Source organism: Denitraticella aggregata (genome assembly GCF_048158365.1).
Taxonomy (GTDB): domain Bacteria; phylum Pseudomonadota; class Gammaproteobacteria; order Burkholderiales; family Rhodocyclaceae; genus Azoarcus_F.
Genome location: NZ_JBLLNL010000011.1, coordinates 51,559 through 75,654 on the forward strand (window position 1 = coordinate 51,559; position 24,096 = coordinate 75,654).

Here is a 24,096-nt window from a genome sequence, read left to right on the forward strand (position 1 = left end):
AAAGGATTGAATGTGGATCTCGTACTCTTCGACCTGGACAACACCCTGCTCGCCGGGGATTCCGACTTTGAATGGGCGCAGTTCCTGATCTCGCTGGGCGTGCTCGACCGCGAGGTGCAGGAGGCCCGCAACGTCCAGTTCTATGAACAGTACAAGGCCGGAACGCTGGACATCTTCGAGTTCCTCGACTTCCAGCTCGCGCCGCTTGCACGCCATTCGCGCGCCCAGCTCGATGCCTGGCACCGTCGGTTCATGCACGACAGGATCCGCCCGATGATCGGCGAGCACGCCCGTGCCCTGGTCCAGCAACATCTGGACCGCGAGGCTCTGGTCGCGGTCGTGACCGCGACAAACAGCTTCGTGACCGGCCCGATCGTGCGCGAGTTCGGCATCGCGCATGTGATCGCGACGGTTGCCGCGCAGGAGAACGGCGCGTTCACCGGCAAACCACGCGGCATGCCGGCGTTCAAGGCTGGCAAGATCGAACGTGTCGAGGCGTGGCTGGAGGCGATGGGCCTGTACTTCGGCAGCTTCGAGCGCACCTGGTTCTACAGCGACTCCCACAACGATCTGCCGTTGATGAAGCGCGTCACCAATCCGGTGGCAGTCGACCCGGACGATGCGCTGCGCGCCCATGCGCACGAACAGGGCTGGCCGATTCTGTCGTTGCGCTGACGTGGCCGGCGAAGCGCCGGACAGGGCATGGATCAGTTATGATTGCCGGCTAATATCGAACTCCTCGGAAGAAACGACCAGATGATCCGAAAACTGCTGCGCAAGGTTTTTCGCCGCGCAGAATCTGCCGTCGCCACCGAACCGGCCTTGATCCCGGTCTCGCGACACGGTATCGAGCGGGAGCAGCTTTCCCCGGTGGCATGCAAGGTGTGCGCCGTGCTTCAGGACAACGGCCACGCCGCTTTCATCGTGGGCGGCGCGGTCCGCGATCTGCTGATCGGCCACCCGCCTAAGGACTACGATGTCGCGACCAGCGCCACACCCGAGCAGGTGCGCGCGTTGTTCCGGCGATCGCGCATCATCGGCCGTCGCTTCAAGATAGTGCACGTGATGAGCGGCCGTGAGACCATCGAGGTCTCCACCTTTCGCGCCACCCATGATGCGGAGGCCGCACAGACGGACGAACATGGGCGCGTACTGCGGGATAACGAGTACGGTGCACAGGCCGAAGACGCCACCCGCCGCGACTTCACCGCCAACGCGCTCTATTACGATCCCACCACCGAAACAATCGTCGATTACCACCACGGCGTCGCCGATATCGAGCAGAAGACCCTGCGGATGATCGGCGACCCCCGGGCGCGCTATCGGGAGGACCCGGTGCGCATGCTCAGGGCAGTGCGTCTGGCCGCGAAACTCGGCCTGGTGATCGCGCCCGACGCACGCACGCCGATTCGCGAGATGGCGGTGCTGCTCGAGAATGTGCCCAGCGCGCGCCTGTTCGACGAGATGCTGAAGCTGCTGTTCTCCGGTTACGCGGTCCGATGTCTGCAGCAGTTGCGTGAAGAAGGCCTCCATCACGGCCTGCTGCCCCTGCTCGACGTGATTCTGGAACAGCCGATGGGCGAACGTTTCGTGTGGCTGTCGCTGGAGAACACCGACGACAGGGTCCGTGCGGACAAGTCGGTCTCGCCCGGGTTCCTGTTCGCGACGTTGCTGTGGCATGAAGTGCTGGCCAACTGGGACAAGCGCCGGGGCGACGGGGAACAGTCCCAGGCGGCGCTGTTCGCGGCGATGGACGACGTACTCGACTCTCAGGCACGCAAGCTTGCAATCACGCGCCGGATCGCGGCCGACATCAAGGAGATCTGGGCGCTTCAGCCACGCTTCGACAAGCGCAACGGGCGGGCACCCTACCGACTGATCGAGCAGCCCCGCTACCGGGCCGGATGGGATTTCCTGCGCCTGCGTGCGCAGTCCGGCGAAATACCGATGGAGATCGTCGACTGGTGGAGCGACTTCGCGGACGCCGGGCATGATGCGCGTGAAGCGATGATCAACCGGGCACCGGCGACCGACGCGCCGGCCAGGAAGCGCCGACGCCGGAAAAAACCTGCGAAGAAGCTGCCTGACGAATCCCTCGAACAGGCCTCGGACTGAACGCGCACACGCGACGACGGATTTGCCGATCGCGAGTTGACCGACCTCCTTGCAGCGCCTATAAGACTCCCTTCGACCGAACTCGCGACCCCGCTCATGCTCGACAAGGCCCGCTACATCGTTGTGGAAGGACCGATCGGCGCCGGCAAGACTACGCTGGCCCGGCGTCTGGCCGAGCGTCTCGACTCGGACACGGTGTTCGAGCAACCCGAGCGAAACCCTTTCCTCGAGCGTTTTTACGCCAACCTGGACAGATGGGCGCTGGCGACCCAGATCTCCTTCCTGTACCAGCGCATCGACCAGCTCGCATTGCTTGGGGAGCAGACCGACCACAAGGTGGTCTCCGACTTCATCCTCGACAAGGACCCGCTTTTCGCAGCGCTGAATCTGAGGGAAGACGAGTTTGCGCTCTATCAGCGTCTGTTCGACGCGATCCGCCCGGCACGGGTTCGCAAGCCCGATCTGGTCATCTACCTTCAGGCTAAACCCGAGACACTGATCGGTCGGGTACATCGGCGCGGTGTCGATGCCGAGCGACGCATCACCGAACGCTATCTCGAAAGCGTCGCCGAGCGCTATGCGCGCTTCTTTTACGAGTATGACGCCGCGCCCCTGTTCATCGTCGACGCAGAGGTCCTGAATCCGATCGACGAGGACGCCGACTTCGAACTGCTCCTGGATCGACTGCGCAACATGCGCAGTTATCGGGAGTTCTTCGGATATGCGGGCTGAGCACTGCACGATTGCTTCATCGCGCAAAGAGGCTTGTACATCGCCGCGTTTTGCGGAACACTGCCGCCCTTGAGCGTCCGGACCCGATCGAATTTCGCCATCCTTGACGTCGCCAACCCGAATCCTGGCATTTCGAACCCTCATCCGGAGCTGGAGTATCCAATGAGTTACCTACAGGACGACAAACCCGTCACGCTTTTCCAGCTCGGCAAGATGCGGGCCGAAAAACACAAGATCGCGATGCTTACCTGCTACGACGCCAGCTTCGCGTCGCTGCTGGAGCGTGCGGGGGTCGATGTGCTGCTGGTCGGCGACTCCCTCGGCAATGTGTTGCAGGGCCAGAAATCGACGCTGCCGGTGACGATGGAACAGATGGTTTACCACACCGAATGCGTGGCGCGCGGCGCGCGGCGCGCCTTCGTCGTCGCCGACATGCCGTTCGGCAGCTATCAGGAGAGCCCCGAGCAGGCCATGCGCAATGCCGCCCGTCTGCTGGCCGCAGGCGCACAGATGGTCAAACTCGAAGGTGGCGCCCATGTCGTCGAGACGGTCCGTTTTCTCGTCGAACGCGGTGTACCGGTATGCGCCCATATCGGTCTCACCCCGCAGTCCGTGCATCAGCTCGGCGGTTACCGGGTGCAGGGGCGCGACAAGGACGGCGCAGCGCACCTGAAGGCGGATGCACTTGCACTGGAGAAGGCTGGTGCGGCCATGATGGTAATGGAGATGGTTCCGGCCGAGCTCGCCGCCGACATCACCGCGAGCCTCGGCTCGATGGCCACGATCGGCATCGGAGCCGGCACCGCCTGCGACGGCCAGGTCCTGGTGCTGCACGACATGATCGGCGTGTTTCCCGGCCGCAAGGCGCGTTTCGTGCGCAATTTCATGGAAGGGTCGGCCAGCATCGACGAGGCGGTCTCACGCTATGTGCAGGCGGTGAAGGACGGCAGCTTCCCGGCCGCCGAAAACAACTACTGATCGACGCACGCACCGGGAGACGACACCATGCAGATCCACGAAACGATCGAAAGCATTCGTGACACGCGCAGGAAAGCCGGCAGGGTTGCCTTCGTGCCGACCATGGGCAACCTGCACGAGGGTCACATCACGATGATGCGTCAGGCCGGAGATCATGCCGACGCGGTCATCGCCAGCATCTTCGTCAATCGCCTGCAGTTCGGCCCAGGCGAGGATTTCAACAGCTACCCCCGGACGCTCGAGGCCGACTGCGAGAAGCTCGAGGCCGCGGGCGTAGAACATCTTTTTGCCCCCGATGAGCAGCTGATCTATCCGGAGCCGCAAAACTATCATGTGGACCCCGCGCCGGCCCAGATCTCGATTCTAGAAGGCGAATTCAGACCCGGGCACTTCCGCGGCGTCGCGACGATCGTACTCAAGCTGCTCAACATCGTTCAACCCGACACCGCCTTGTTCGGCAAGAAGGACTACCAGCAACTGATGGTGCTGTCGAACATGGTGCACCAACTCGCGATGCCCGTCGAAGTGCTGCCGGGCGAAACGGTGCGGGCCGAGGATGGTCTGGCCCTGTCATCGCGCAACGGCTATCTGTCGGAGCCGGAAAGAGCCGAGGCACCGCGTCTGTACCAGTTGCTCAACGTCATCCGGGAGGCGGTTTGCGCTGGGGACCACGACTTTCTGAAGCTCGAGACCGACGCGATGAGCACGCTGTCGGCGCATGGCTGGGAGCCGGATTACATCGCGGTGCGCCGTCGTGCCGACCTGCAGCCGCCGCTTCACGAAGACGATCCGCTGGTCGTGCTCGCCGCTGCACGACTCGGGCGGACGCGTCTGATCGACAACCTCGAGATCTGAAAAGGGCCGGGACCCTAGGAGGCTGTCGGACTTGAGGCTGATCTACTGCGCCGGTGGGAGAAGCGGTCCATATCTGCCCGATTTTTCGTTGCATAGAACCACTATGCGCCTCAAAATCGACCAGATCTGTCCTCGCTTTCCCACCCGGCTCGTGACGATCGCTCAAGTCCGACAGCCTCCTAGGGTGACGAATTCTCCAAGAGCTGTGAGAGAATACGGAAGAGTTTCGGAGTTTTTTTGCCAAGAAAGGGGACAACAGGCATGACCGCAATCACCGTCACAGTGAAGCAGGTTCTGGAGCAAAAGGGCAGCGTGACCTATTCGGTCACCCCCGACACCAGCGTCTTCGATGCTCTGGCCATGATGGCCCTGCACGACATCGGCGCGGTGCTGGTCACCGACACCGGAAAACTGGTCGGCATCTTCACCGAGCGCGACTACGCGAGAAAGATCGTGCTGAAGGGCCTCAGTTCGCGCGACGTCAAGGTCGGCGAAATGATGACCACCAACGTTCAGACGATCAAGCCTTCCGATCAGATCATTTCGGTCATGAACACGATGACCAACAAGCGCTTCAGGCACCTGCCGGTCCTGGATGCCGACGCCAATCTGGCAGGCATCGTGACCATCGGTGACGTGGTCAAGGCCGTCATCCAGGAACAGGAGGCGACCATCCAGCACCTCGCCAACTATATCGCCGGCGACATCGCGACCTGAACCCGCATCCTTGCGCGTCCAGTAAGCCGCCTCGGGGGCTACAGAACATGCAGCGCCGCGTTTACGCGGCGTGCAGTGCAAGCGACAAGCGGCGCAGTTCTGCCGCTACGCGCAATCAGTCGGCCAAGGCCTTGGTGACGATCTCGGACACATCCGGGGACAGACCGCGATGCGCCTTCACGCGCTCGATCTGAGCGCGGATCAGCGTCTGCAGGCCCGGGGTGAAGTGGCGCCAGTTCTCCAGCGTGCGGGCCATTCGCGACGCCACCTGCGGGTTTCCGCCATCGAGTTCGATGACACGATCGGCCCAGAATACGTAGCCGCTGCCATCGACCGCATGGAATTCGGCCGGATTCGATTTGAAGAAGCTCCCCAGCAACGCATAGACCTTGTTCGGATTGGTGCGGGAGAAGGCTTCATGCTCGATCAGCTCGCGTACCCGTTCGAGCACCGGAGGGTCATCAGGTTGCCAGCGCCAGGCCATGGCCTGCAGGGCGAACCACTTGTCCATGATCAGCGGGTCGTCGCGGAAACGCGAATGAAAGACCTCCAGCGCATCGCCGCGCCTGGGCGCCCCCCCGATTACCAGCGCGGCGAGCGCACCGAAGCACTCGGTCATGCTGCCCGCGTATTCGAACTGGGTTTCCGCCTTGTCCAGCCCCTCTTCCACCCCCGCCGCCACCAGATATCTCAAGGCCAGATTCCGCAGTGCCCGACGGCCTGCATCGGCCGGATGGTAGCGATAGGCCCCATTGACCTCCATCGAACGGTAGCATGCCAGCCAGTCCTCGCTCAGACGCTCGCCCACCGTCTTCAGCACGACCATCAGCGCAGCGCGCAAGGCCGCCGGATCGGCCGGTCGCATGCGCTCGAGCAGATAGGTTTCGCCCGGCATCGCCAGCGCCTGGGCGCGGAAGGCCGGATCGAGCCCATCGTCGTTAAGCAGACTGCCCAAGGCATCGATGAAAGGCACCGGCACGACCAGGGGCTTGCCCTGAATCCGGTCCGACGCCAGCGTCATCAGCACGCGCTCGGCGTAGCGCTGACCCGCATCCCAGCGGTTGAAGGCGTCCGAATCGTGCGCCATGCGGAATGCAAGCCGTTCGTCGCTCTCCTGCAACTCCAGCACCACCGGGGCGGAAAAGCCACGCAACAGCGAAGGCACCGGTTCGGACGGCAGCCCGACGAAGTGATAGGTCCGCTCGAAATCGTCCAGCGTCAACACCCGGGTGGTGGCGCCAGCATGCTCCTCACCTTCGAGCTGAAGCGGCAGATCCTGACCATCGGGCCCGATCAGGCCGAGGGCGACCGGGATCACCTGCGGGAGTTTGTCGCTTTGCCCCGGCGTCGCGGGCAAGACCTGGGACAAGGTCAGCACGTACATGCCGGCCCCCCCTAGCCACTTGCCCGCCGCCCTGAGCACCGGCGTCCCGGCCTGGCTGTACCAGCGCATGAACGGGTCGAGCTCGTAACCGTTGGCCTCGGCCATGCACTGGACAAAATCGTCGCAGGTGACCGCCTGGCCGTCGTGGTAGCTGAAGTACAGGTCCATACCGTTGCGAAAACCCTCCCGCCCCAGCAGCGTATGCAGCATGCGGATGACTTCGGCGCCCTTCTCGTACACCGTTGCGGTGTAGAAGTTGTTGATCTCCTGGTAGCTCTCGGGCCGGATCGGGTGCGCCATCGGTCCGGCATCCTCGGCAAACTGCGCAGTGCGCAACACCCGCACGTCGTCGATGCGTTTGACCGCACGGGCCGACGCCGCACCGGACGCCCCGGCCGCAGCAGCCAGCATATCGGCCGAGAACTGCTGATCGCGAAAAACCGTCAGTCCTTCCTTGAGCGTGAGCTGAAACCAGTCCCGACAGGTGACCCGATTGCCGGTCCAGTTGTGGAAGTACTCATGCGCCACCACGCTTTCGATATGTTCGAAGTCGGCATCGGTGGCGGTGTCGGGTCGTGCCAGCACGTACTTCGAATTGAAGATGTTCAGGCCCTTGTTCTCCATCGCACCCATGTTGAAGTCGCCGACGGCGACGATCATGAAGCGATCGAGATCGAGTTCCAGGCCGAAGGTCTCCTCATCCCAACGCATCGCATGGACCAGGGAATCCATCGCATGCTGCGTGCGGTCGAGATTGCCCTCCTCGACCCAGACCTGCAGCAGAACCTCGCGGCCCGACGCAGTCTCGACTCGCCGCTCGAGTGCCACCAGATCCGCGGCGACCAGTGCAAACAGGTACGACGGCTTCGGGAACGGATCCTCCCAGCGCGCAAAATGGCGTCCGCCGTCGAGTTCGCCCTGATCGACCAGATTGCCGTTGGACAGCAGCACCGGACACTCGGCGCGATCGGCCTCCAGCGTCACGGTGAATCGCGCCATCACATCCGGTCGATCCGCGAACCACGTGATGCGGCGAAAGCCCTCGGCCTCGCACTGCGTGAAGTATCCGCCCTGGGAACGGTACAGGCCGGACAAAGCCGTGTTCGCAGAGGGATCGATCCGCGTGACGATCTCCAGCTCGGCCCGTTCTCCGGCCAGCGCAAGCCTCATCACGTCACCTTCGACCGAAACCACGCCATTGGCCGGCTCCGCCCCGTCGATGCGGACGCTGACGAGTTCGAGCGAATCGCCATCGAGCACCAGCGGCCCCGCCACCACTTCGGGGTCGCGGCTGCACTGCAGACGGCTGGTCACCACGGTCGCCTTCGCATCCAGGCGGAAATGCAGATCGACGCGATCGACCCGCCATGGAAGCGGTGCGTAATCACTGCGGCGAACGGTATGGCTTGTCTCGGTTGTCATCATCAAGAGTCAGGGTTCAGCGTTTATGGCGGTCTGCGACGAGCACGTCGCAATGTGCATGCTCGAGCACCTGGCGGGTCACGCTGCCGAGCACGAGTTCCTCGACCATGCGCAGGCCCTGCTTGCCCATCGTGATCAGGTCGCAGTCGTGCGAGGCTGCCTGCTCCACGATCGCACTCGCGGGCTGGCCATGCACCAGCACCCGGTGGACGTTCTCCTTGGGCACGCCTGCGGCCTCGGCCAGTGCGTCCAGGCGTTTGATCGCGTCCTGCTTGGCCGCACGGCGCAGGTCCTCGACCGTCTTCTCCGCGACACCGGCCATCCTGAGTTGCCCCTCGTAAGGCACCTCGAACGAATGCAGCAACACGATCTGTGCGCCAGGGGCGATCTCTCGGGCGAGCGAGAGCGCCGCACTCGAGCGTTCCGAGAAATCGACCGGTACCAGCACGCGACGGTAGCGCCCGCTCGGCTGAACTCTGACCACCAGCATCGGACGCTCGGTCTTGCGGAGCACCCGATCGGTGGTCGAGCCGAGCAGCAGATCCCGCACGAAACCCCCACCATGTGCGCCCATCACCAGCAGGCTGGCATCGATCGAGTCGGCCTGACGGTTGATCTGACGGAGCACCGAACCGGCCGAAACACTGACCTCGGCCTGAACCGCATGCTGCGCCTTGATGTCTTCCGCGAGTTTCTGCATGCGGGCCAGCGCCTCGCTGACCAGCCTGTTCTCGAGATCATCGCTGCTGTCCGGCGCCATCAGGTCGTGCAACGCATTCAAAGTGCCGCGACTGATGATGTTGGTCAGCGCCAGATGCGCGCCGAACTCGGCTGCGAGCAGCGCCGCCCGCTCGATTGCCTTGCCCGCAACGTCGGACAGGTCCGTTGCCGCAAGTATGCTGTGAATTCGGTTCATGTCGCCTCCTTGGCGCCCCTGAGCGGAGCGCATTGTTTGTTGCCCGGCCGGCCCCGGCGGCAATCCGCCGGATCATGCACGTGAGCGTATGCCGGGGCCGAGGCCGAGACGCTTGACCACGGCCTTCTCCGCTTCCACCACCATCAACACGATCATACCGAAGCCGAAGATGTACAGCCAGGAAACAGGGTCCAGCGCGGCGGTGCCGAACAGCGCCTGCATCACCGGAACATATGTGAACAGCCCCTGCGCGACCAGCAGCAACCCGATCGCGCCCAGTACATATGGATTGCCGGTCAGTCCCTCGCGATTGAGCACCGGCTCGGTGAAGCTGCGGACGTTGAACAAATAGAACACCTCCCCGATCAGCACTGCATTGACGGCCGCGGTCCTGGCCACTTCCAGGCTCGCACCGCGATCCAGCTCCCACAGGAACAGGCCGATAGCGCCGGCCACCAGCAACAGCCCGACGAAGATCACCCGCCACATCAGAAAGCGGCTCAGCAACGGTTCGGACGGCGCCCGCGGGGGCCGCTGCATGATGTTGCGCTCCGGCTTCTCGAACGCGAGCGCGAGCGCGAGCGTCACCGCGGTGATCATGTTCACCCACAGGATCTGCGCGGGCGTGATCGGCATCGTCATACCGAACAGGATCGCGACCAACACGATCGCGGCCTGGCCGATGTTCGTCGGCAGGATGAACGCGATCGCCTTCTTCAGGTTGTCGTACACCGTGCGTCCTTCCTCGACCGCGGCCGCGATCGATGCGAAGTTGTCGTCGGCCAGCACCATCTCCGATGCCTCCTTGGCGGCCTCGGTACCCTTGTTTCCCATCGCGACGCCGACATCGGCGCGCTTCAGCGCGGGGGCATCATTGACGCCGTCGCCGGTCATCGCGACGACCTCGCCACGCGCCTGCATCGCGGTCACCAGGCGCAGCTTGTGCTCGGGACTGGCCCGCGCGAAGATGTCCGTGTCCGCCACCAACTCCGCGAGCTGCGTGTCGTCCATTTTCTCGATCTCGGCGCCGGTCACCGCCCTGATCTTCGCGCCGAGGCCGAGTTGCACGCCGATCGCGGTTGCGGTGGCCGCGTGGTCGCCGGTGATCATCTTGACCCGGATGCCGGCGGACTGACAATGCGCGACCGCTTCGATCGCCTCCTCCCGCGGTGGGTCCGACAGCCCGAACACCGCGAGCAGGCTGAAGCCGCCCTGCTCGACGTCGCCGAAGGCCAGCGACTTCAGATCGGCGGCGTCGTCGCGCACCGCAACGGCCAGCAGGCGCATGCCGTCGGCTGCGGTTTCGTCCATCGCAGTCTGCCATCGTGCCTCGTCGAGCGCCTGATCACCGTCCGCCGCCCACTGCGCCGAACACAGATCGAGGATGCGTTCGGGCGCTCCCTTGAGATAGATCCGACCGCGCCCGTCGTGGTCGTGATGCAGCGTCGCCATGAAACGGTGCTCCGACTCGAACGGTATGACGTCGGTGCGCGGCAAGGCTTCGGCCTCGAACGCCGGATCGAGCCCGGCCTTCATCGCGACGGTGACCAGCGCCCCCTCGGTCGGATCGCCGCGCAACTGCCACGCCTCGCCCTGGCGGCTCACGCTCGCGTCATTGCACAGCAGCACAGCGCGCACGGTCTCGAGCAGCACGGGCACCTGCTCCACATCGATCTCCCCGGTTTGCGCGGTGGCTGCATCGGGGCCGTCCTGTGTTTTTGCCAGCAGGTCGCTGCCGAACAGCGCCTCGATGAGAGCCCGGCCATCGTCAGCCCCGGCCGACACACCGCTGTGCTCGAACGCGCCGTGTGGTGCATAGCCCACGCCCGACACCGAGAAACGACCGGCGCCGGTGATGACGCGTTGTGCGGTCATCTCGTTGCGGGTCAGCGTTCCGGTCTTGTCCGAGCAGATCACGGTGACCGATCCCAGCGCCTCGACCGAAGGCAGGCGCCGGATGATCGCGTTGCGCCGCGCCATCCGCTGCACGCCGATCGCGAGCGTGATCGTCATGATGGCGGGCAGTCCCTCCGGAATCGCGGCCACTGCCAGCCCCACCGCAGCGAGAAACATCTCGTCCATCGTGTAGTTTCTGAACAGGATGCCGAACGCGAAGGACACGCTCGCCACGCCGAGGATAGCGACCGTCAGCCAGCGCCCGAACACGCCCAGTTGGCGCAGCAGCGGCGTCGTGATCTCCTCGACCGCATTGAGCATCGCACTGATGCGGCCGATCTCGGTCCGCGCCCCGGTCGCGACCACGACGCCGACGGCCTGCCCATAGGCGACCAGCGTGCCCGAATAAGCCATGCAGCTTCGGTCGCCGACCGCCGCGTCCTCGTCGACCGCATCGACTGCCTTCTCGACCGGAACGGATTCACCGGTCAGCGCGGCCTCCTCCACCCGCAGGCTTCTGATTTCGAGCAGACGCATGTCTGCGGGCACCTTGTCCCCGGACGCCAGGAACACGATGTCACCGGGCACCAGTTCCTCGGCGCGCATCTCCCTGCGATGCCCTTCGCGCAGGACCTGGGCGTTGAGCGACAGCATGTTGCGTATCGCATCGAGCGCCTGCTCGGCCTTGCCTTCCTGGATGAAGCCGATGATCGCGTTGATGACGACCACCCCGAAGATGACGCCGCTGTCGATCCAGTGTCCGAGCACGAGCGTGACCACGCCCGCGGCGACCAGCACATAGATCAGCACGTTGTGGAACTGCAGCAGAAAGCGCTGCAACGCGCTGCGCCGCTTCGGAGCCGGCAATTCGTTGCGACCATGCTCGTGCAGCCGCGTGGCCGCCTCATCGGCCGAAAGGCCCTTCGCGCGGGTGACCTCGAGCGCCTCGAGCACGTCGTCGGCGGCACGCGCATGGAACCGATTGTCGGACTGCTGGGGACGGGATGTATTCATGCTGATCGATCCGATTAGCTGACTGGACACACCCATGGTAACCGATGGCATTGCGGATGGCGCTGCAATGCAGCATCCGGATGGCTCCGATCAGGGCGCCCGATCGATCCCGCCCGCACCGCGGCGCTTGACCGCGCGTGACTCAGCCCTTGACGGGTTTGGGCATCAGCACGATGCGGGTGCCGGCGAGTCGATCATGCAGGAACTGGCGGTCCCGATCGACGAAGGCCCAGAGCAGACCGGCACCCAGGCACAGCACCGACGGCCATGCGAGCACGAAGCGCAGCAGCGCCAGCCCCGGGCCGAGCACACGCCCGTCGTCCGCACGCACCAGTCTCAGGCGCCATGTCTGCATCGCCAGCGTATGCCCGTGGCGCGTCCAGTACCACACGAAATAGGCGCCCAGCACACCGAACAGATGCAGCCACAACATCCACCCGGGCGGGGTGAAACTGGCATACAGACCGATGACCACGTGAGGGAGCATGAAGGTCGGCGCAAGAATGCCGAGCGTGAGCAATGACTCGTACAGCAGGCTCGCAAGGCGCCGCCGGAATCCCGCGAGTTCGACGACCGGGCGCAGCGCTTCAACCGCCTTGGGGTTCTTCATGCGCAGACGCTGCCTTGTAGGTTGAAAAGCGCGGAGGATAGGCGGTCCGGGCCGGAAGGCGCAAGTCCGATAACCACCCGGCCATCAGCGTTCGGGGCGACGTTGCTCCGGCGGCAAGGATCGATAGCGCTGCCACTCCTGTTGAAGACGCTCTCGCTGATCGGACGGAATGTTGCGCAACGCGCGGTACTGGTCGCGCGCCCGCTGGCGCTGCTCCGGACTGAGCTCCGCCCATTCACGAAGCCTCGTGCGGATCCGGGCCTGCTCCTCGGGCGTAAGCCGCTCGAAACCTTCGACGGCTCCGATCCACTGCTGGCGTTGCGCTTCACTCATCCCTGGCCAATCGTTGGCCAGTGGCGCGAGCAGGCTGCGCTGGGCTTCGCCGAGCCGCGCCCAGCTGTCATCTGCCCGTGCGAACTGCACCGAGCCGGCCACGATCATGCATAGCATCAGAATCAGGAACTTGAACCGCGCGCCAGCCATACCCTGAATTCCGGATCCAGATAAGCCTCGATCGGCAGATCGTCGATCAACAACGCGGCGTCGACCTGCTGCACCGCCTCGACCCTGGACAGCGTCGCCCAGTGATCGCCGATGATGAACACGCCGACCAGGGCCATCGCCAGCGCCACCGACCGAAGCTGCGGAAAAAGTGCCTGACGCAGCCGCAAACCCAGGCCATTGCCGGTCAATCGCGCCACCAGTCCCTTCGGGCACTGCAACTCGAGTGCACGCGCGCGAGCCGAATACAGGCGCCGGAGGATGTCTTCATCGAGCTGCCGGGTCGACGCCGACAGGTGCTCCGCAACCTTCAGTCCGAATGCCATCTCATTCATAGTGAAATCCCCTTCGCCCTGAGCGCGGCGGCCAGCGTCTGTGTCGCCCGCGAGCAATGCGTCTTGACGCTGCCCTCCGAACAGCCCATCGCCGCAGCGGTCTCGGCGATGTCCATTTCCTCCCAGTAACGCATCAGGAAGGCCTCCCGTTGACGGGCGGGCAGGCGCCCGATCTCATGCTCGATCAGACCGAGCAGTCTCGACTGCTCGTGCAGTGTCTCCGGCGTCGGCGACTGCTCGGCAGAGGACTCGGAAGTCCACGCGTCGAGCGGGTCGTCGCCGTCGTCATGGTCGCGAACGAGGCTGGAAAAAAGACTGACCCACTTGTTCCGCACCTTCTGCCTGCGCAGCGAATCGGTGACGACATTGCGCAGAATGCGGTGAAAAAGCATCGGAAACTCCGCCGCAGGACGCGCGCCGTAACTGACCGACAACTTGATCATCGCGTCCTGCACCGCATCCAGCGCGGCATCCTCGTTTCTCAGCGAAAACATCGCCTGCCTGAATGCGCGCTTTTCGATGCCCTCGAGAAAAGCGGAGAGTTCCCCTCTGGAGGCCAGTTACTGTTGTCCTTCAAATGTCAGATCCCCGCTGGCAGGGTCAGCCTTGACCAAACGGCGTGCGAGCGGTAACGTTCGTCGTTTGCAATCTGTATGAGAGCGAGTACGCAATGGTGCTGAGCGGAGCCGAAATTGTAGTCAGGTGCCTGCAGGAAGAAAAGGTTGAATACGTGTTCGGCTATCCGGGTGGTGCCGTGCTGTTCATCTACGACGCGCTCTTCAACCAGGAACAGGTTCGTCATGTGCTGGTTCGGCACGAGCAGGCGGCGGTGCATGCGGCCGACGGTTTCGCGCGCTCGACCGAAACGGTCGGCGTCGCCCTGGTGACATCCGGCCCGGGCGCGACCAACGCGGTCACCGGTATCGCCACCGCGTACTGCGACTCGATCCCGATGGTCATCATCTCTGGTCAGGTGCCCACCGCCGCGATCGGTCAGGATGCGTTCCAGGAGGTCGACACCGTCGGCATCACACGTCCGTGCGTGAAACACAACTTCCTGGTGCGCGACGTGAAGGACATCGCGTCGACGATGAAGAAGGCCTTCCATCTCGCCCGGACCGGCCGCCCCGGCCCGGTGCTGGTCGACATCCCCAAGGACGTGTCGATGCACAAATGCGAGTTCGACTACCCGCAATCGGTGCAGATGCGCTCGTACAACCCGGTGATCAAGGGTCACCAGGGGCAGATCCGCAAGGCGGTGCAATTGCTGCTGGAAGCGCGTCGCCCGATGATCTACACCGGTGGTGGCGTGATCCTGTCGGACGCGTCCGAACAACTGACCCGCCTGACCCGCCTGCTCGGCTTCCCGATCACGAACACGCTGATGGGCCTCGGTGCCTATCCGGCGAGCGACCGTCAATATCTCGGCATGCCGGGCATGCATGGCACCTACGAAGCCAACATGTCGATGCATTTCTGCGACGTGCTGCTCGCGATCGGCGCGCGATTCGATGATCGCGTGATCGGCAACCCGGCACATTTCGCCGAGGAACCGCGCAAGATCATTCACATCGACATCGACCCGTCGTCGATTTCCAAGCGCGTCAAGGTCGATGTCCCCATCGTCGGCAACGTGCGCGACGTGCTCGAGGAGATGATTCGGCAGATCGAAGCCGCCGCCACCCGCCCGGATCCAGATTCACTGGGCACCTGGTGGAAGCAGGTCGAGGAATGGCGTCGTCGCGACTGCATGCAGTACAAGAACTCGGACGAGATCATCAAGCCGCAGTACGTCGTGCAGAAGCTGTGGGAAGTCACCGGTGGCGACGCCTTCGTGACCTCCGACGTGGGACAGCACCAGATGTGGGCGGCCCAGTACTACCGTTTCGACAAGCCGCGTCGCTGGCTGAACTCGGGCGGTCTCGGAACCATGGGTGTCGGCCTGCCCTATGCGATGGGCGCGCAGCTCGCGCACCCGGGCTCTCAGGTCGCGTGCATCACGGGCGAGGCGTCGATCCAGATGTGCATACAGGAACTGTCGACCTGCAAGCAGTTCCGTCTGCCGATCAAGATCTGCAACCTGAACAACCGCTATCTCGGCATGGTGCGGCAGTGGCAGCAGATCTTCCACGGCGCCCGCTACTCGGAGTCCTACATGGACTCCCTGCCCGACTTCGCCAAGCTGGCCGAATCCTACGGCCATGTCGGGCTGAAGATCGAAAGGCCGGGCGATGTAGAAGGTGCGTTGCGCGAAGCATTCGCCCGCAAGAACGATCTGGTGTTCCTGGACTTTCAGGTCGACCAGACCGAGAACGTGTATCCGATGGTCCAGGGTGGCAAGGGTCTGACCGAAATGATCCTGTCGGCCGAGGACCTCTAACCCCGCTTTCTTCTGCAGGCCGCGGCATGACGCTTGTCGCGGCCTGCGGCGGGCGCTCATCGCCGCCCGTCGCGGCGGTTGCCGGCCTTCGGCAATCCGCTCATGCAGGAACCGCGGTCCGCAACAAACCCTGTACGAGTACGCCATGAGACACGTCATTTCCTTGCTGATCGAGAACGAGTCAGGTGCGCTGTCACGCGTGTCCGGCCTGTTTTCCGCACGCGGTTACAATATCGAGTCGTTGACGGTGGCGCCGACCGAGGATACCTCGATGTCGCGCATGAGCATCGTCACCATCGGCTCGGACGACATCATCGAACAGATCTCGAAGCAACTGAACAAGCTGGTCGAAGTGATCAAGGTGGTCGACATCTCCGAATCGGCCCACATCGAACGCGAGCTGATGCTGGTCAAGGTCCGTGCGACCGGCAAGGATCGCGAGGAGATGAAGCGCATGACCGAAATCTTCCGTGCGCGGATCATCGATGTCACCGACGCTTCCTATGTCATCGAACTCACCGGCAACCAGGCCAAGCTCGACGCCTTCATCGGCGCGATCGGCACCGAGCTCATTCTTGAAACCGTTCGTTCCGGTGTCTGCGGCGTCGGCCGGGGCGACCGGGTTCTGAAGATCTAGCGGTAGCCTTCGATCCGACGGGCGACCCTAGCCAATAACCACTCCATCCAAACGAGGACACACATGAAAGTCTATTACGACAAGGACGCCGATCTGTCCCTGATCAAGGGCAAGACGGTCACCATCGTCGGCTACGGCTCGCAGGGCCACGCCCACGCTCAGAACCTGAACGAATCCGGCGTCAAGGTCACTGTTGGCCTGCGCAAGGACGGCTCGTCCTGGAACAAGGCCAAGAGCGCCGGCCTCAAGGTCGAAGAGATCGGCAAGGCAGTCAAGGGCGCGGACGTCGTCATGATCCTGTTGCCGGACGAGAACATCCCGCAGGTGTATAAGCAAGAGGTCGAGCCCAACATCAAGAACGGCGCAGTGCTGGCCTTTGCCCACGGGTTCAACGTGCATTACAACCAGGTCGTGCCACGCGACGACCTCGACGTGATCATGATCGCCCCCAAGGGTCCGGGCCATACCGTCCGCTCCGAATACCTGAAGGGTGGCGGCGTGCCGACCCTGATCGCGGTCCATCAGGACAAGTCCGGCAAGGCACGCGACATCGCGCTGTCCTATGCCGCGGCCAACGGTGGCACCAAGGGCGGCGTGATCGAGACCAACTTCCGTGAGGAGACCGAGACCGACCTTTTCGGCGAGCAGGCCGTGTTGTGCGGCGGCGCGGTCGAACTGGTCAAGATGGGCTTCGAGACCCTGACCGAAGCCGGCTACGCGCCGGAAATGGCCTACTTCGAATGCCTGCACGAGTTGAAGCTGATCGTCGACCTGATGTACGAGGGCGGCATCGCCAACATGAACTACTCGATCTCGAACAATGCCGAGTACGGCGAGTACGTGACCGGCCCGGAAGTGATCAACGAAAGCTGCCGCGACGCGATGCGGGTCGCCCTGAAGCGCATCCAGAGCGGTGAATACGCGAAGCAGTTCATCCAGGAAGGCAGGACCAACTACCCGTCCATGACCGCGCGCCGTCGTCTGAACGCGGCCCACGACATCGAGATCGTCGGTGCCAAGCTGCGCGACATGATGCCCTGGATCAGCAAGAACAAGCTGGTCGATCAGTCCAAGAACTGAGCTCGCTCGGCGCCCCGTTCGCGCCTCGTGCCGCTCCCACAGAGGTGTTCGCACACCGGGTGGGAGCGCAGCAAGACGCCAGGCGGCGCCTGAACCAGGCTTGCACCGTATCCGTGGCTCGCACCGCTTCCAGGCCTGGACATGCGGTGCGCAATCGCCTGGGCCGCGAGATCCACCGCGGCGGACGAATACGCCGCTGCGCATGCGGTAGAATCCCGGCATGAGTAAAGAACGTGTAGACCGAAGGATGCCTGCCCCGATGTCCCCGGAGAAGCGCCATCGGGGCATCTACATTCTTCCCAACCTGTTCACCACCGCGGCGCTGTTCGCCGGTTTCTACGCCATCGTGCAGGCCATGCACGGCCGTTTCGAATACGCCGCGGTCGCGATCTTCGTTGCGATGGTGCTCGACGGACTCGACGGGCGCGTCGCCCGCCTGACCAACACGCAGAGCGAGTTCGGCGCCGAGTACGATTCGCTGTCCGACATGGTGTCCTTCGGCGTGGCCCCGGCACTGGTGATGTACGAATGGGCCCTCAAGGATCTCGGTAAGCTCGGCTGGGTGGCGGCCTTCATCTTCTGCGCCGGCGCGGCATTGCGACTGGCCCGCTTCAACACCAACATCGCGACGGTGGACAAACGCTTCTTCCAGGGACTGCCCAGTCCGGCCGCCGCGGCCCTGGTGGGAGGCATGGTGTGGGTCGTCATCGATAACGGCATCACCGGCGAGGAGGTCAGCTGGCTCGCATTGTTCCTGACCATCTTTGCCGGACTGTCCATGGTCAGCAACGTGCTGTTCTGGAGCGGCAAGGACATCAATCTGCGCAAGAGCGTGCCCTTCTTCGTCGTGATCGCAGTCGTGCTCGCCTTTGCGCTCGTATCGAGTTATCCACCGGGCGTTCTGTTCGCGCTGTTCCTGGCCTATGCTCTGTCAGGCTACGTCATTCTCGTCTGGCGCTGGTTGAGACGCAGGCGTTCCGGGCCACCTCAAGGCCCGCCGCCGTCGTCCGGCACCGAAGGCGAGACCTGAACCAGCGATACGGCGAAGGCATGCGTCTGCTCGTCATCGAGGACAACCGCGACATCCTCACCAATCTCACCGACTATCTGGAGCTCAAGGGCTACACGGTCGATTGCGCACGAGACGGCCTGAGCGGCCTGCATCTTGCGGCCACCGGCGATTACGACCTGATCGTGCTCGACGTGATGCTACCCGGCATGGACGGTTTCACGCTGTGCAGAAAGCTGCGCGAGGGCGAGCGCAGTACGATCCCGGTGATCATGCTGACCGCACGTGATGCGCTCGATGACCGGCTCGACGGGTTCGGCGCCGGCGCCGATGACTATCTGACCAAACCGTTCGCAATGTCCGAACTGGCGGCGCGGATCGAGGCGATCCTGAAGCGCAGCCGCGGCGGCGGCAAACGCATGCTGGCGGTGGGCGACCTGAGCTACGACCTGGACACGCTCGAGATCAGGCGTACCGGGCGGACGATCAACGTGAGTCCGATCGGGCTGAAGCTCCTCGCCATCCTGATGCAGAAGAGCCCTGCGGTCGTTCGCCGGGAAGCGCTCGAGCACGAACTGTGGGGCGAGGACCCGCCCGACAGCGACAGTCTGCGAAGCCATATCCACGCGCTGCGCCAACAGATCGACAAGGGATTCTCCCAGCCTCTCCTGCACACGGTACGTGGCGTAGGCTATCGGCTCGCGGCGGACCCGGCTCTCGCTCACGCGTCCCGGCGCACGAACCCGGTGCCCGATGGGCAGCGCGAGCCGTGAGCCTGGGTTCGGATGGCTGCACAATCCTGCCGACGTTGCGGGCGTGCGCGATCGGCACAGTCCGGTGACACCCTGCCGCGGGTCGATCGGGTGCTGACATGAGCTCGCGCTACCGGCTCACGCACCGCATCGTCCTCGCATTCGTACTGATGACGATCGCAGTGGCAGGACTCTTCTCGGCGACGGTCAAACTCGCGGTCGACTATGTCGAGCTTCGTCTGATGTCGGACTCGATGAATCGGCAGCTGGACTTCATCCTGTCGGAGCGCGATACGGATGCAGATCGCGTCCTCAACCTCGGCCCGGATCTCGAACTGCATCGCGTCGCGGCCGGTCAGACGAAACATCTGCCGCCTCACCTGCAAGAGCTCGGACCGGGTTTTCACGAATACGAACGTGGAGACTTCGCATTGCACATATTGGTGCGCGACCACACCGACGACGCACGCTACGTGCTGGTTCTCGATCAGCGCGATTTCGAACGGCGCGAGAACATGCTGCAGATGATCGTGTTCGCCGGCTTCCTGATCTGCGTCCTGTTCGCGTGGTTGCTGGGTCGCCTGCTCGCACGCAGGGTGATCGCCCCGGTGGTGCGCCTGTCCGGACAGGTCCAGAACCGCGAGCAACTGCTGCCGCTGGCGCCGCGACTCGCCCCCGATTACGCAGACGACGAGGTCGGCAAGCTCGCAGCAGCCTTCGACGCGACGCTCGGTCGCCTGCTCGCGAGCCTGGAACGCGAGCGCCTGTTCACCAGCGATGTCAGCCATGAACTGCGCACGCCGTTGATGGTGATCGCCAGCTCCTGCGAACTGCTGCTCGCGCGATCCGGGCCATCGGATCCCGGTCGGCGCCAGCTGGAGCGTATCGCCAAGGCCTGTGAAGAAATGAGGGGTGTGGTGGACACCCTGCTCCGGCTCGCCCGCGACACGCACGACCGCCCAGGTGGCCACCCGGCGTCCGATTCCGAAACGACACTGACCGCGCTGGCAAATGAGCTGTATCCGTCCTGGCGTGACGAGGCCGATGCGCGGGGACTCGACTTCGAGCTGGTCCTCGATGCGGAAGACGACAGCCGCTTTGCCGCCGCGCCCCTGCGCGCGGTGATGGCCAATCTGGTGCGCAACGCGCTGCACTACACCGATCGGGGTTTCGTCCGCGTGGTGCTCGGGTGCAGCACCTTCAGCGTCATCGACTCCGGCGTCGGCATCCCGTCGGCAGCGCGGGAAGACATGTTCAAGCCCTTCGTGCGAGGCGACCGTCAGCGTGGCGACGGCATCGGCATCGGCCTGTCGCTGGTCCAGCGCGTCTGCGAGAGTCAGGGCTGGCAGCTCCGACTCGAATCCGGCCCCGACACAGGCTGCACCTTTCGCGTCGAACTGGGCAAAGCGGCCGGCGAGCGCGATCTTCACGTTCCGTTGACCTTGCGCTGACACGGGCATCACCCATACTCACATACCTTCGGGGCTCATCGATTTCAATGAGCCCACCATGCCCAACGCTCCCGTTCAGCTTCCGTTCTCCGACAAATACGACCAGACCCATGCACAGGCCTACTTCGCCAAGCATCGCGACGGCTTGGCGCGGCGCCTGTCGCACATGCGTGACGTGCAGATCGGCCGCAAGGCTCTGCACATCGCGGGTGATCCGACCCTGGTGCTCGATCTTCCGTGCGGAGCCGGGCGCTTCTGGCCGTTGCTGGCCGAGCAGCCCAACAGGGTCATCATTGCGGCCGACAACTCGGCAGGCATGCTCGAGGTCGCACGTGCCGCGCATCCGTCACTGATCGACACGCGCGTGCGCACGCTGCAGACGTCCGCCTTCGACATCGATCTGTCCGATCAATCGGTGGATTGCGTTTTCAGCATGCGCCTGATGCACCACATCGGCGAAGCCGGGCACCGCCTGGCCATGCTGTCGGAATTCCACCGCGTGACGCGCGACAGCCTGATTCTGTCGCTGTGGGTAGACGGCAACTACAAGGCATTCAAACGCAGACGTCTCGAGCGTGACCGGGCCCGTCGCGCGCACAAGGGCTATCAGAATCGCTTCGTGCTGCCGGCCGCTCAGGTCGAACAGGAGTTTCGCGACAGCGGTTTCGACATTCGGGCACGCATCGATTTCATTCCGCTTTACGCGATGTGGCGCACCTATGTGCTGCGTCGCACGGATCGCTGAAACCCGATTCAGTCCCGGCGCGTACCGGTCTGCACTCCTGAACCGGCCGCCGCATGAACGACGCCGCCCGATGGGCGGCGTATGTGTTTCTCGTCCCCGTTGGACGACAGACCGTCGAGGCCACGCGGCGTTTCGCACCGCTTACGGATTGCACCATCCGACTCCGGCGCGCCGGGCGATCAGCACGTCGCCGTCGTCGCGTCAGCGCACATCGGCGGGCACCGCGGTGATCCGCTGTGCCGTATCCGGCAAGCGATACCGCTGCTCGCGATACAGCCACGCCGGGAGCAGCACATGGGCCAGCGCGCGCTGCTCGATCCCGGCTTCGGCCACCGGCGCCTCAGCCGTCTCCAGTCGCTTGCGCTCGAAGTCGTAGCGCGCATGCGTGGGCGCTTTTTCGGGCCTCAGCACGACGACCTCGTCCCCTTCCATCCACGCGTAGTGATCCTGATACTGCATCATCGCCCGGCCGGGCAGCCCTTCCGGCTCGCGGGTCAGATCACGGCCGATCATCGGATGGTCCGCCTCCACGCCGATCAGCGACAGCAGTGTCGGTGCCAGGTCGATCTGGCTGGCGACCGTCCCGATGCGTCTCGCCTCGATGCCGGCCCCCAGAATCAGGCCCGGGATATGAAAGCGCTCCACCGGCACGAGGCTGTCTCCCCGGACGCGGATGTCATGGTCAGCGACGACCAGAAATACGGTGTCCTGCCAGTAGGCGCTCGCGCGCGCCCGCTCGAAGAAACGTCCAAGCGCGTAATCGGCATATTTGACCGCATTGTTCTCGGTCGCCTTATCCGGGTCATGCAACTCGATGCGCCCGTCGGGAAACTCGAACGGCGAATGGTTGGACGATGTGAACACGAAGGTGAAGGACGGCTGTTCCGCGGCATGGCGCGCCTCGAGTCGCGCATGCGTCATGTCGAACAGATCCTCGTCCGATACACCCCAGTTTCCCTTGAACTTCGGATCCTTGTAGTCGTTCTGATCGATCACCGAAGCGAAGCCGTTGCCCAGAAAGAAACCGCGCATGTTGTCGAAATGCGACTCCCCGCCGTAGATGAACTCGCTGAAGTATCCCTGCGTACCGAGCAGGCTGGCCAGCGTGAAGAACCCTTTCTGTGCGAGCGACAGTTTGACCACGCTCTGCGCCGGGGTGGGAGGGAATCCGCTCAGCACCGCCTCGATTCCGCGTACCGAGCGGGTGCCGGTCGCGAACAGGCGCTCGAACCACCAGCCCTGATGCTTCAGCTTTTCGAGTTCCGGCGTGACACCCACGCCACCGAGCGATTCGACGAAGGTCGCCCCGAGGCTCTCCTCCAGAATGATCACCAGGTTGAGCCGACGCGCCCCGCCCTGATCCGGCGCCTGATGGGTCAACGTAGGCAGTTGCGGCGACCCCGCCGTTTCGCGCAGGTCCGCATGCGTCGCACGCACCGTCTGGACCTCCCGCATGATCTCGGCATCGGTCAGCCGTCCGTAGATCTCGCTCGAGCGGTTCTCGTTCTTGAGTCCGTAGATTGCATGCGCAACCGACCAGGTCGAGTTGAGGATGAGCGCATTGACCAGTCCATCGGTGGTGATCGCGAACATCGCCGGGTTGGCCGGCCGGTGATCCAGCGAAGACCGCACCCCCAGTGCGACCAGCACCACCACGAGTGGCCATACGAGCAGCACGCGAACGACAGACCAGGCCGACGGCTGGACCAGCCACGGGCGCAGCGTACGCACCACCAGTGCCGCCACCGCGACCGTAAGCAGCACGCCGGCCACGACATGCCAGCGAAACCCGGTCCATAGCATCGTCGCCACTTCGTCCGGATACTTCAGGTACTCGATGAACAGGCGATCGGGACGGGTATCGTATTCCAGGATGAAACCCGGGGTGGCCACCTCGAGGAAGGCCAGCAGCACGATGGCCGCAACCACCCACAGAAAGCTGAACATCCGCCATGCACGCCAGCCGAAGCGATTTCCGAGCAGAGGCAACACCAGCAACAGCGGCACAGCCAGCAGTCCCAGTTGAATCAGGTCCACCCGCACGCCCTGGAGCAGGATGTCCGTCCACACGCCAGCGGCAAGCACACGTTCGGACTGCCACAGGACCAGTCCGATCCGGGACAGCGACAGCAATAACAAGCCGATCAGGTAGAGGTATGCGACGGGCGCATAGGGTCCCAAACGCGCCAGGCCCCGCCGGATGCGACCAAGCCCTCGCCCCGCCGCGGACGAATCACCCGCTGAATCGATCTTCACCTGAACCATATGCTGTCCAATTTCCAATAAACGCCGCGTATCGCGTGCAGCCTTATAGCGCATTCAACGTGAACAGCAGGTGAAGAGGCCGCCGATCCGTCGCGTGCTGAGCCCCCTTTCAGACCGTTACGTTTCGCCGCTACGGGTTCGCAATCGCGCAGATAGCGCGATCCAATCAGATTTCGCCTTGCATTTGCACGAAATGCCGGTTTATAGTCCGAACATGATCTTCGAACGCAACAACCCCCTCGTTACGTTCCTCCTCCCGGCGAGCCTGCTGCCCCTCGGCCCGCTGCTGCGCCCCGCGCGCT

General features: G+C 63.8%; 21 protein-coding genes. 13 read left to right on the forward strand and 8 right to left on the reverse strand.

Annotated elements, in window-relative coordinates; translation table 11 throughout:
- Positions 1 to 12: 12 nt before the first annotated feature.
- From ACKVEX_RS13405 to ACKVEX_RS13430, 6 genes are all read left to right on the forward strand, one after another.
- On the forward strand, positions 13 to 675 hold the full coding sequence (locus ACKVEX_RS13405; protein WP_473216238.1) for a histidinol-phosphatase: 663 nt from the start codon (positions 13 to 15) through the stop codon (positions 673 to 675).
- Positions 676 to 756: 81 nt separating this feature from the next.
- On the forward strand, positions 757 to 2,115 hold the full coding sequence (gene pcnB / locus ACKVEX_RS13410) for a polynucleotide adenylyltransferase PcnB (protein ID WP_473216239.1): 1,359 nt from the start codon (positions 757 to 759) through the stop codon (positions 2,113 to 2,115).
- 96 nt (positions 2,116 to 2,211) lie between these two features.
- Positions 2,212 to 2,847: a deoxynucleoside kinase gene (locus ACKVEX_RS13415; protein ID WP_473216240.1), complete on the forward strand. Its 636-nt coding sequence runs from the start codon at positions 2,212 to 2,214 to the stop codon at positions 2,845 to 2,847.
- Positions 2,848 to 3,009: 162 nt separating this feature from the next.
- Positions 3,010 to 3,825: a 3-methyl-2-oxobutanoate hydroxymethyltransferase gene (gene panB / locus ACKVEX_RS13420; protein ID WP_473216241.1), complete on the forward strand. Its 816-nt coding sequence runs from the start codon at positions 3,010 to 3,012 to the stop codon at positions 3,823 to 3,825.
- Between the two features lie 27 nt (positions 3,826 to 3,852).
- Positions 3,853 to 4,680: a pantoate--beta-alanine ligase gene (gene panC, locus ACKVEX_RS13425; protein ID WP_473216242.1), complete on the forward strand. Its 828-nt coding sequence runs from the start codon at positions 3,853 to 3,855 to the stop codon at positions 4,678 to 4,680.
- A gap of 261 nt (positions 4,681 to 4,941) precedes the next feature.
- Positions 4,942 to 5,397 carry a CBS domain-containing protein gene (locus ACKVEX_RS13430; RefSeq protein ID WP_473216243.1) on the forward strand — a complete coding sequence of 152 codons (456 nt, stop codon included), beginning with the start codon at positions 4,942 to 4,944 and terminating at the stop codon, positions 5,395 to 5,397.
- A 115-nt stretch (positions 5,398 to 5,512) separates the two neighbouring features.
- Here ACKVEX_RS13430 and pepN read toward each other — a convergent pair whose 3' ends face one another.
- The 7 genes from pepN to ACKVEX_RS13465 all read right to left on the reverse strand — a co-directional run bounded on the left by pepN (position 5,513) and on the right by ACKVEX_RS13465 (position 13,969).
- Entirely contained in the window at positions 5,513 to 8,203 is a 2,691-nt protein-coding gene (gene pepN, locus ACKVEX_RS13435) for an aminopeptidase N (RefSeq protein WP_473216301.1), read from the reverse strand.
- A gap of 16 nt (positions 8,204 to 8,219) precedes the next feature.
- Positions 8,220 to 9,119, reverse strand: coding sequence for a universal stress protein (locus tag ACKVEX_RS13440; RefSeq protein WP_473216244.1), 900 nt, complete (start codon positions 9,117 to 9,119; stop codon positions 8,220 to 8,222).
- A gap of 72 nt (positions 9,120 to 9,191) precedes the next feature.
- Positions 9,192 to 12,029, reverse strand: a complete 2,838-nt coding sequence (locus ACKVEX_RS13445) for a cation-transporting P-type ATPase (RefSeq protein WP_473216245.1) — start codon at positions 12,027 to 12,029, stop codon at positions 9,192 to 9,194.
- 142 nt (positions 12,030 to 12,171) lie between these two features.
- Positions 12,172 to 12,639: an RDD family protein gene (locus ACKVEX_RS13450; RefSeq protein WP_473216246.1), complete on the reverse strand. Its 468-nt coding sequence runs from the start codon at positions 12,637 to 12,639 to the stop codon at positions 12,172 to 12,174.
- Between the two features lie 84 nt (positions 12,640 to 12,723).
- Positions 12,724 to 13,122 carry a DUF3106 domain-containing protein gene (locus ACKVEX_RS13455; protein WP_473216247.1) on the reverse strand — a complete coding sequence of 133 codons (399 nt, stop codon included), beginning with the start codon at positions 13,120 to 13,122 and terminating at the stop codon, positions 12,724 to 12,726.
- Positions 13,095 to 13,475, reverse strand: a complete 381-nt coding sequence (locus tag ACKVEX_RS13460; protein ID WP_473216248.1) for a DUF3619 family protein — start codon at positions 13,473 to 13,475, stop codon at positions 13,095 to 13,097. The genes ACKVEX_RS13455 and ACKVEX_RS13460 overlap by 28 nt, the downstream gene beginning before the upstream one ends.
- On the reverse strand, positions 13,472 to 13,969 hold the full coding sequence (locus ACKVEX_RS13465; protein WP_473216249.1) for an RNA polymerase sigma factor: 498 nt from the start codon (positions 13,967 to 13,969) through the stop codon (positions 13,472 to 13,474). The genes ACKVEX_RS13460 and ACKVEX_RS13465 overlap by 4 nt, the downstream gene beginning before the upstream one ends.
- 176 nt (positions 13,970 to 14,145) lie before the next feature.
- Between ACKVEX_RS13465 and ACKVEX_RS13470 the strand changes: the two genes are divergently transcribed.
- From ACKVEX_RS13470 to ACKVEX_RS13500, 7 genes are all read left to right on the forward strand, one after another.
- Positions 14,146 to 15,855: an acetolactate synthase 3 catalytic subunit gene (locus ACKVEX_RS13470; protein WP_473216250.1), complete on the forward strand. Its 1,710-nt coding sequence runs from the start codon at positions 14,146 to 14,148 to the stop codon at positions 15,853 to 15,855.
- Positions 15,856 to 16,000: 145 nt separating this feature from the next.
- Positions 16,001 to 16,492 (forward strand): acetolactate synthase small subunit, encoded by a 492-nt coding sequence (gene ilvN / locus ACKVEX_RS13475; RefSeq protein ID WP_473216251.1) that lies wholly within the window; start codon positions 16,001 to 16,003, stop codon positions 16,490 to 16,492.
- A 63-nt stretch (positions 16,493 to 16,555) separates the two neighbouring features.
- Entirely contained in the window at positions 16,556 to 17,572 is a 1,017-nt protein-coding gene (gene ilvC / locus ACKVEX_RS13480; RefSeq protein ID WP_473216252.1) for a ketol-acid reductoisomerase, read from the forward strand.
- A gap of 259 nt (positions 17,573 to 17,831) precedes the next feature.
- The gene (gene pssA / locus ACKVEX_RS13485) at positions 17,832 to 18,602 is read left to right on the forward strand and encodes a CDP-diacylglycerol--serine O-phosphatidyltransferase (RefSeq protein WP_473216253.1); all 771 of its coding nucleotides are present in this window, start codon (positions 17,832 to 17,834) and stop codon (positions 18,600 to 18,602) included.
- Positions 18,603 to 18,622: 20 nt separating this feature from the next.
- Complete coding sequence (locus ACKVEX_RS13490) at positions 18,623 to 19,354, forward strand: response regulator transcription factor (protein ID WP_473216254.1); 732 nt, start codon at positions 18,623 to 18,625, stop codon at positions 19,352 to 19,354.
- Between the two features lie 98 nt (positions 19,355 to 19,452).
- The gene (locus ACKVEX_RS13495) at positions 19,453 to 20,784 is read left to right on the forward strand and encodes a sensor histidine kinase (RefSeq protein ID WP_473216255.1); all 1,332 of its coding nucleotides are present in this window, start codon (positions 19,453 to 19,455) and stop codon (positions 20,782 to 20,784) included.
- A 58-nt stretch (positions 20,785 to 20,842) separates the two neighbouring features.
- Entirely contained in the window at positions 20,843 to 21,529 is a 687-nt protein-coding gene (locus tag ACKVEX_RS13500) for a class I SAM-dependent methyltransferase (protein WP_473216256.1), read from the forward strand.
- 201 nt (positions 21,530 to 21,730) lie between these two features.
- Here ACKVEX_RS13500 and ACKVEX_RS13505 read toward each other — a convergent pair whose 3' ends face one another.
- The gene (locus tag ACKVEX_RS13505) at positions 21,731 to 23,785 is read right to left on the reverse strand and encodes an LTA synthase family protein (protein ID WP_473216257.1); all 2,055 of its coding nucleotides are present in this window, start codon (positions 23,783 to 23,785) and stop codon (positions 21,731 to 21,733) included.
- Positions 23,786 to 24,096 lie beyond the last annotated feature (311 nt).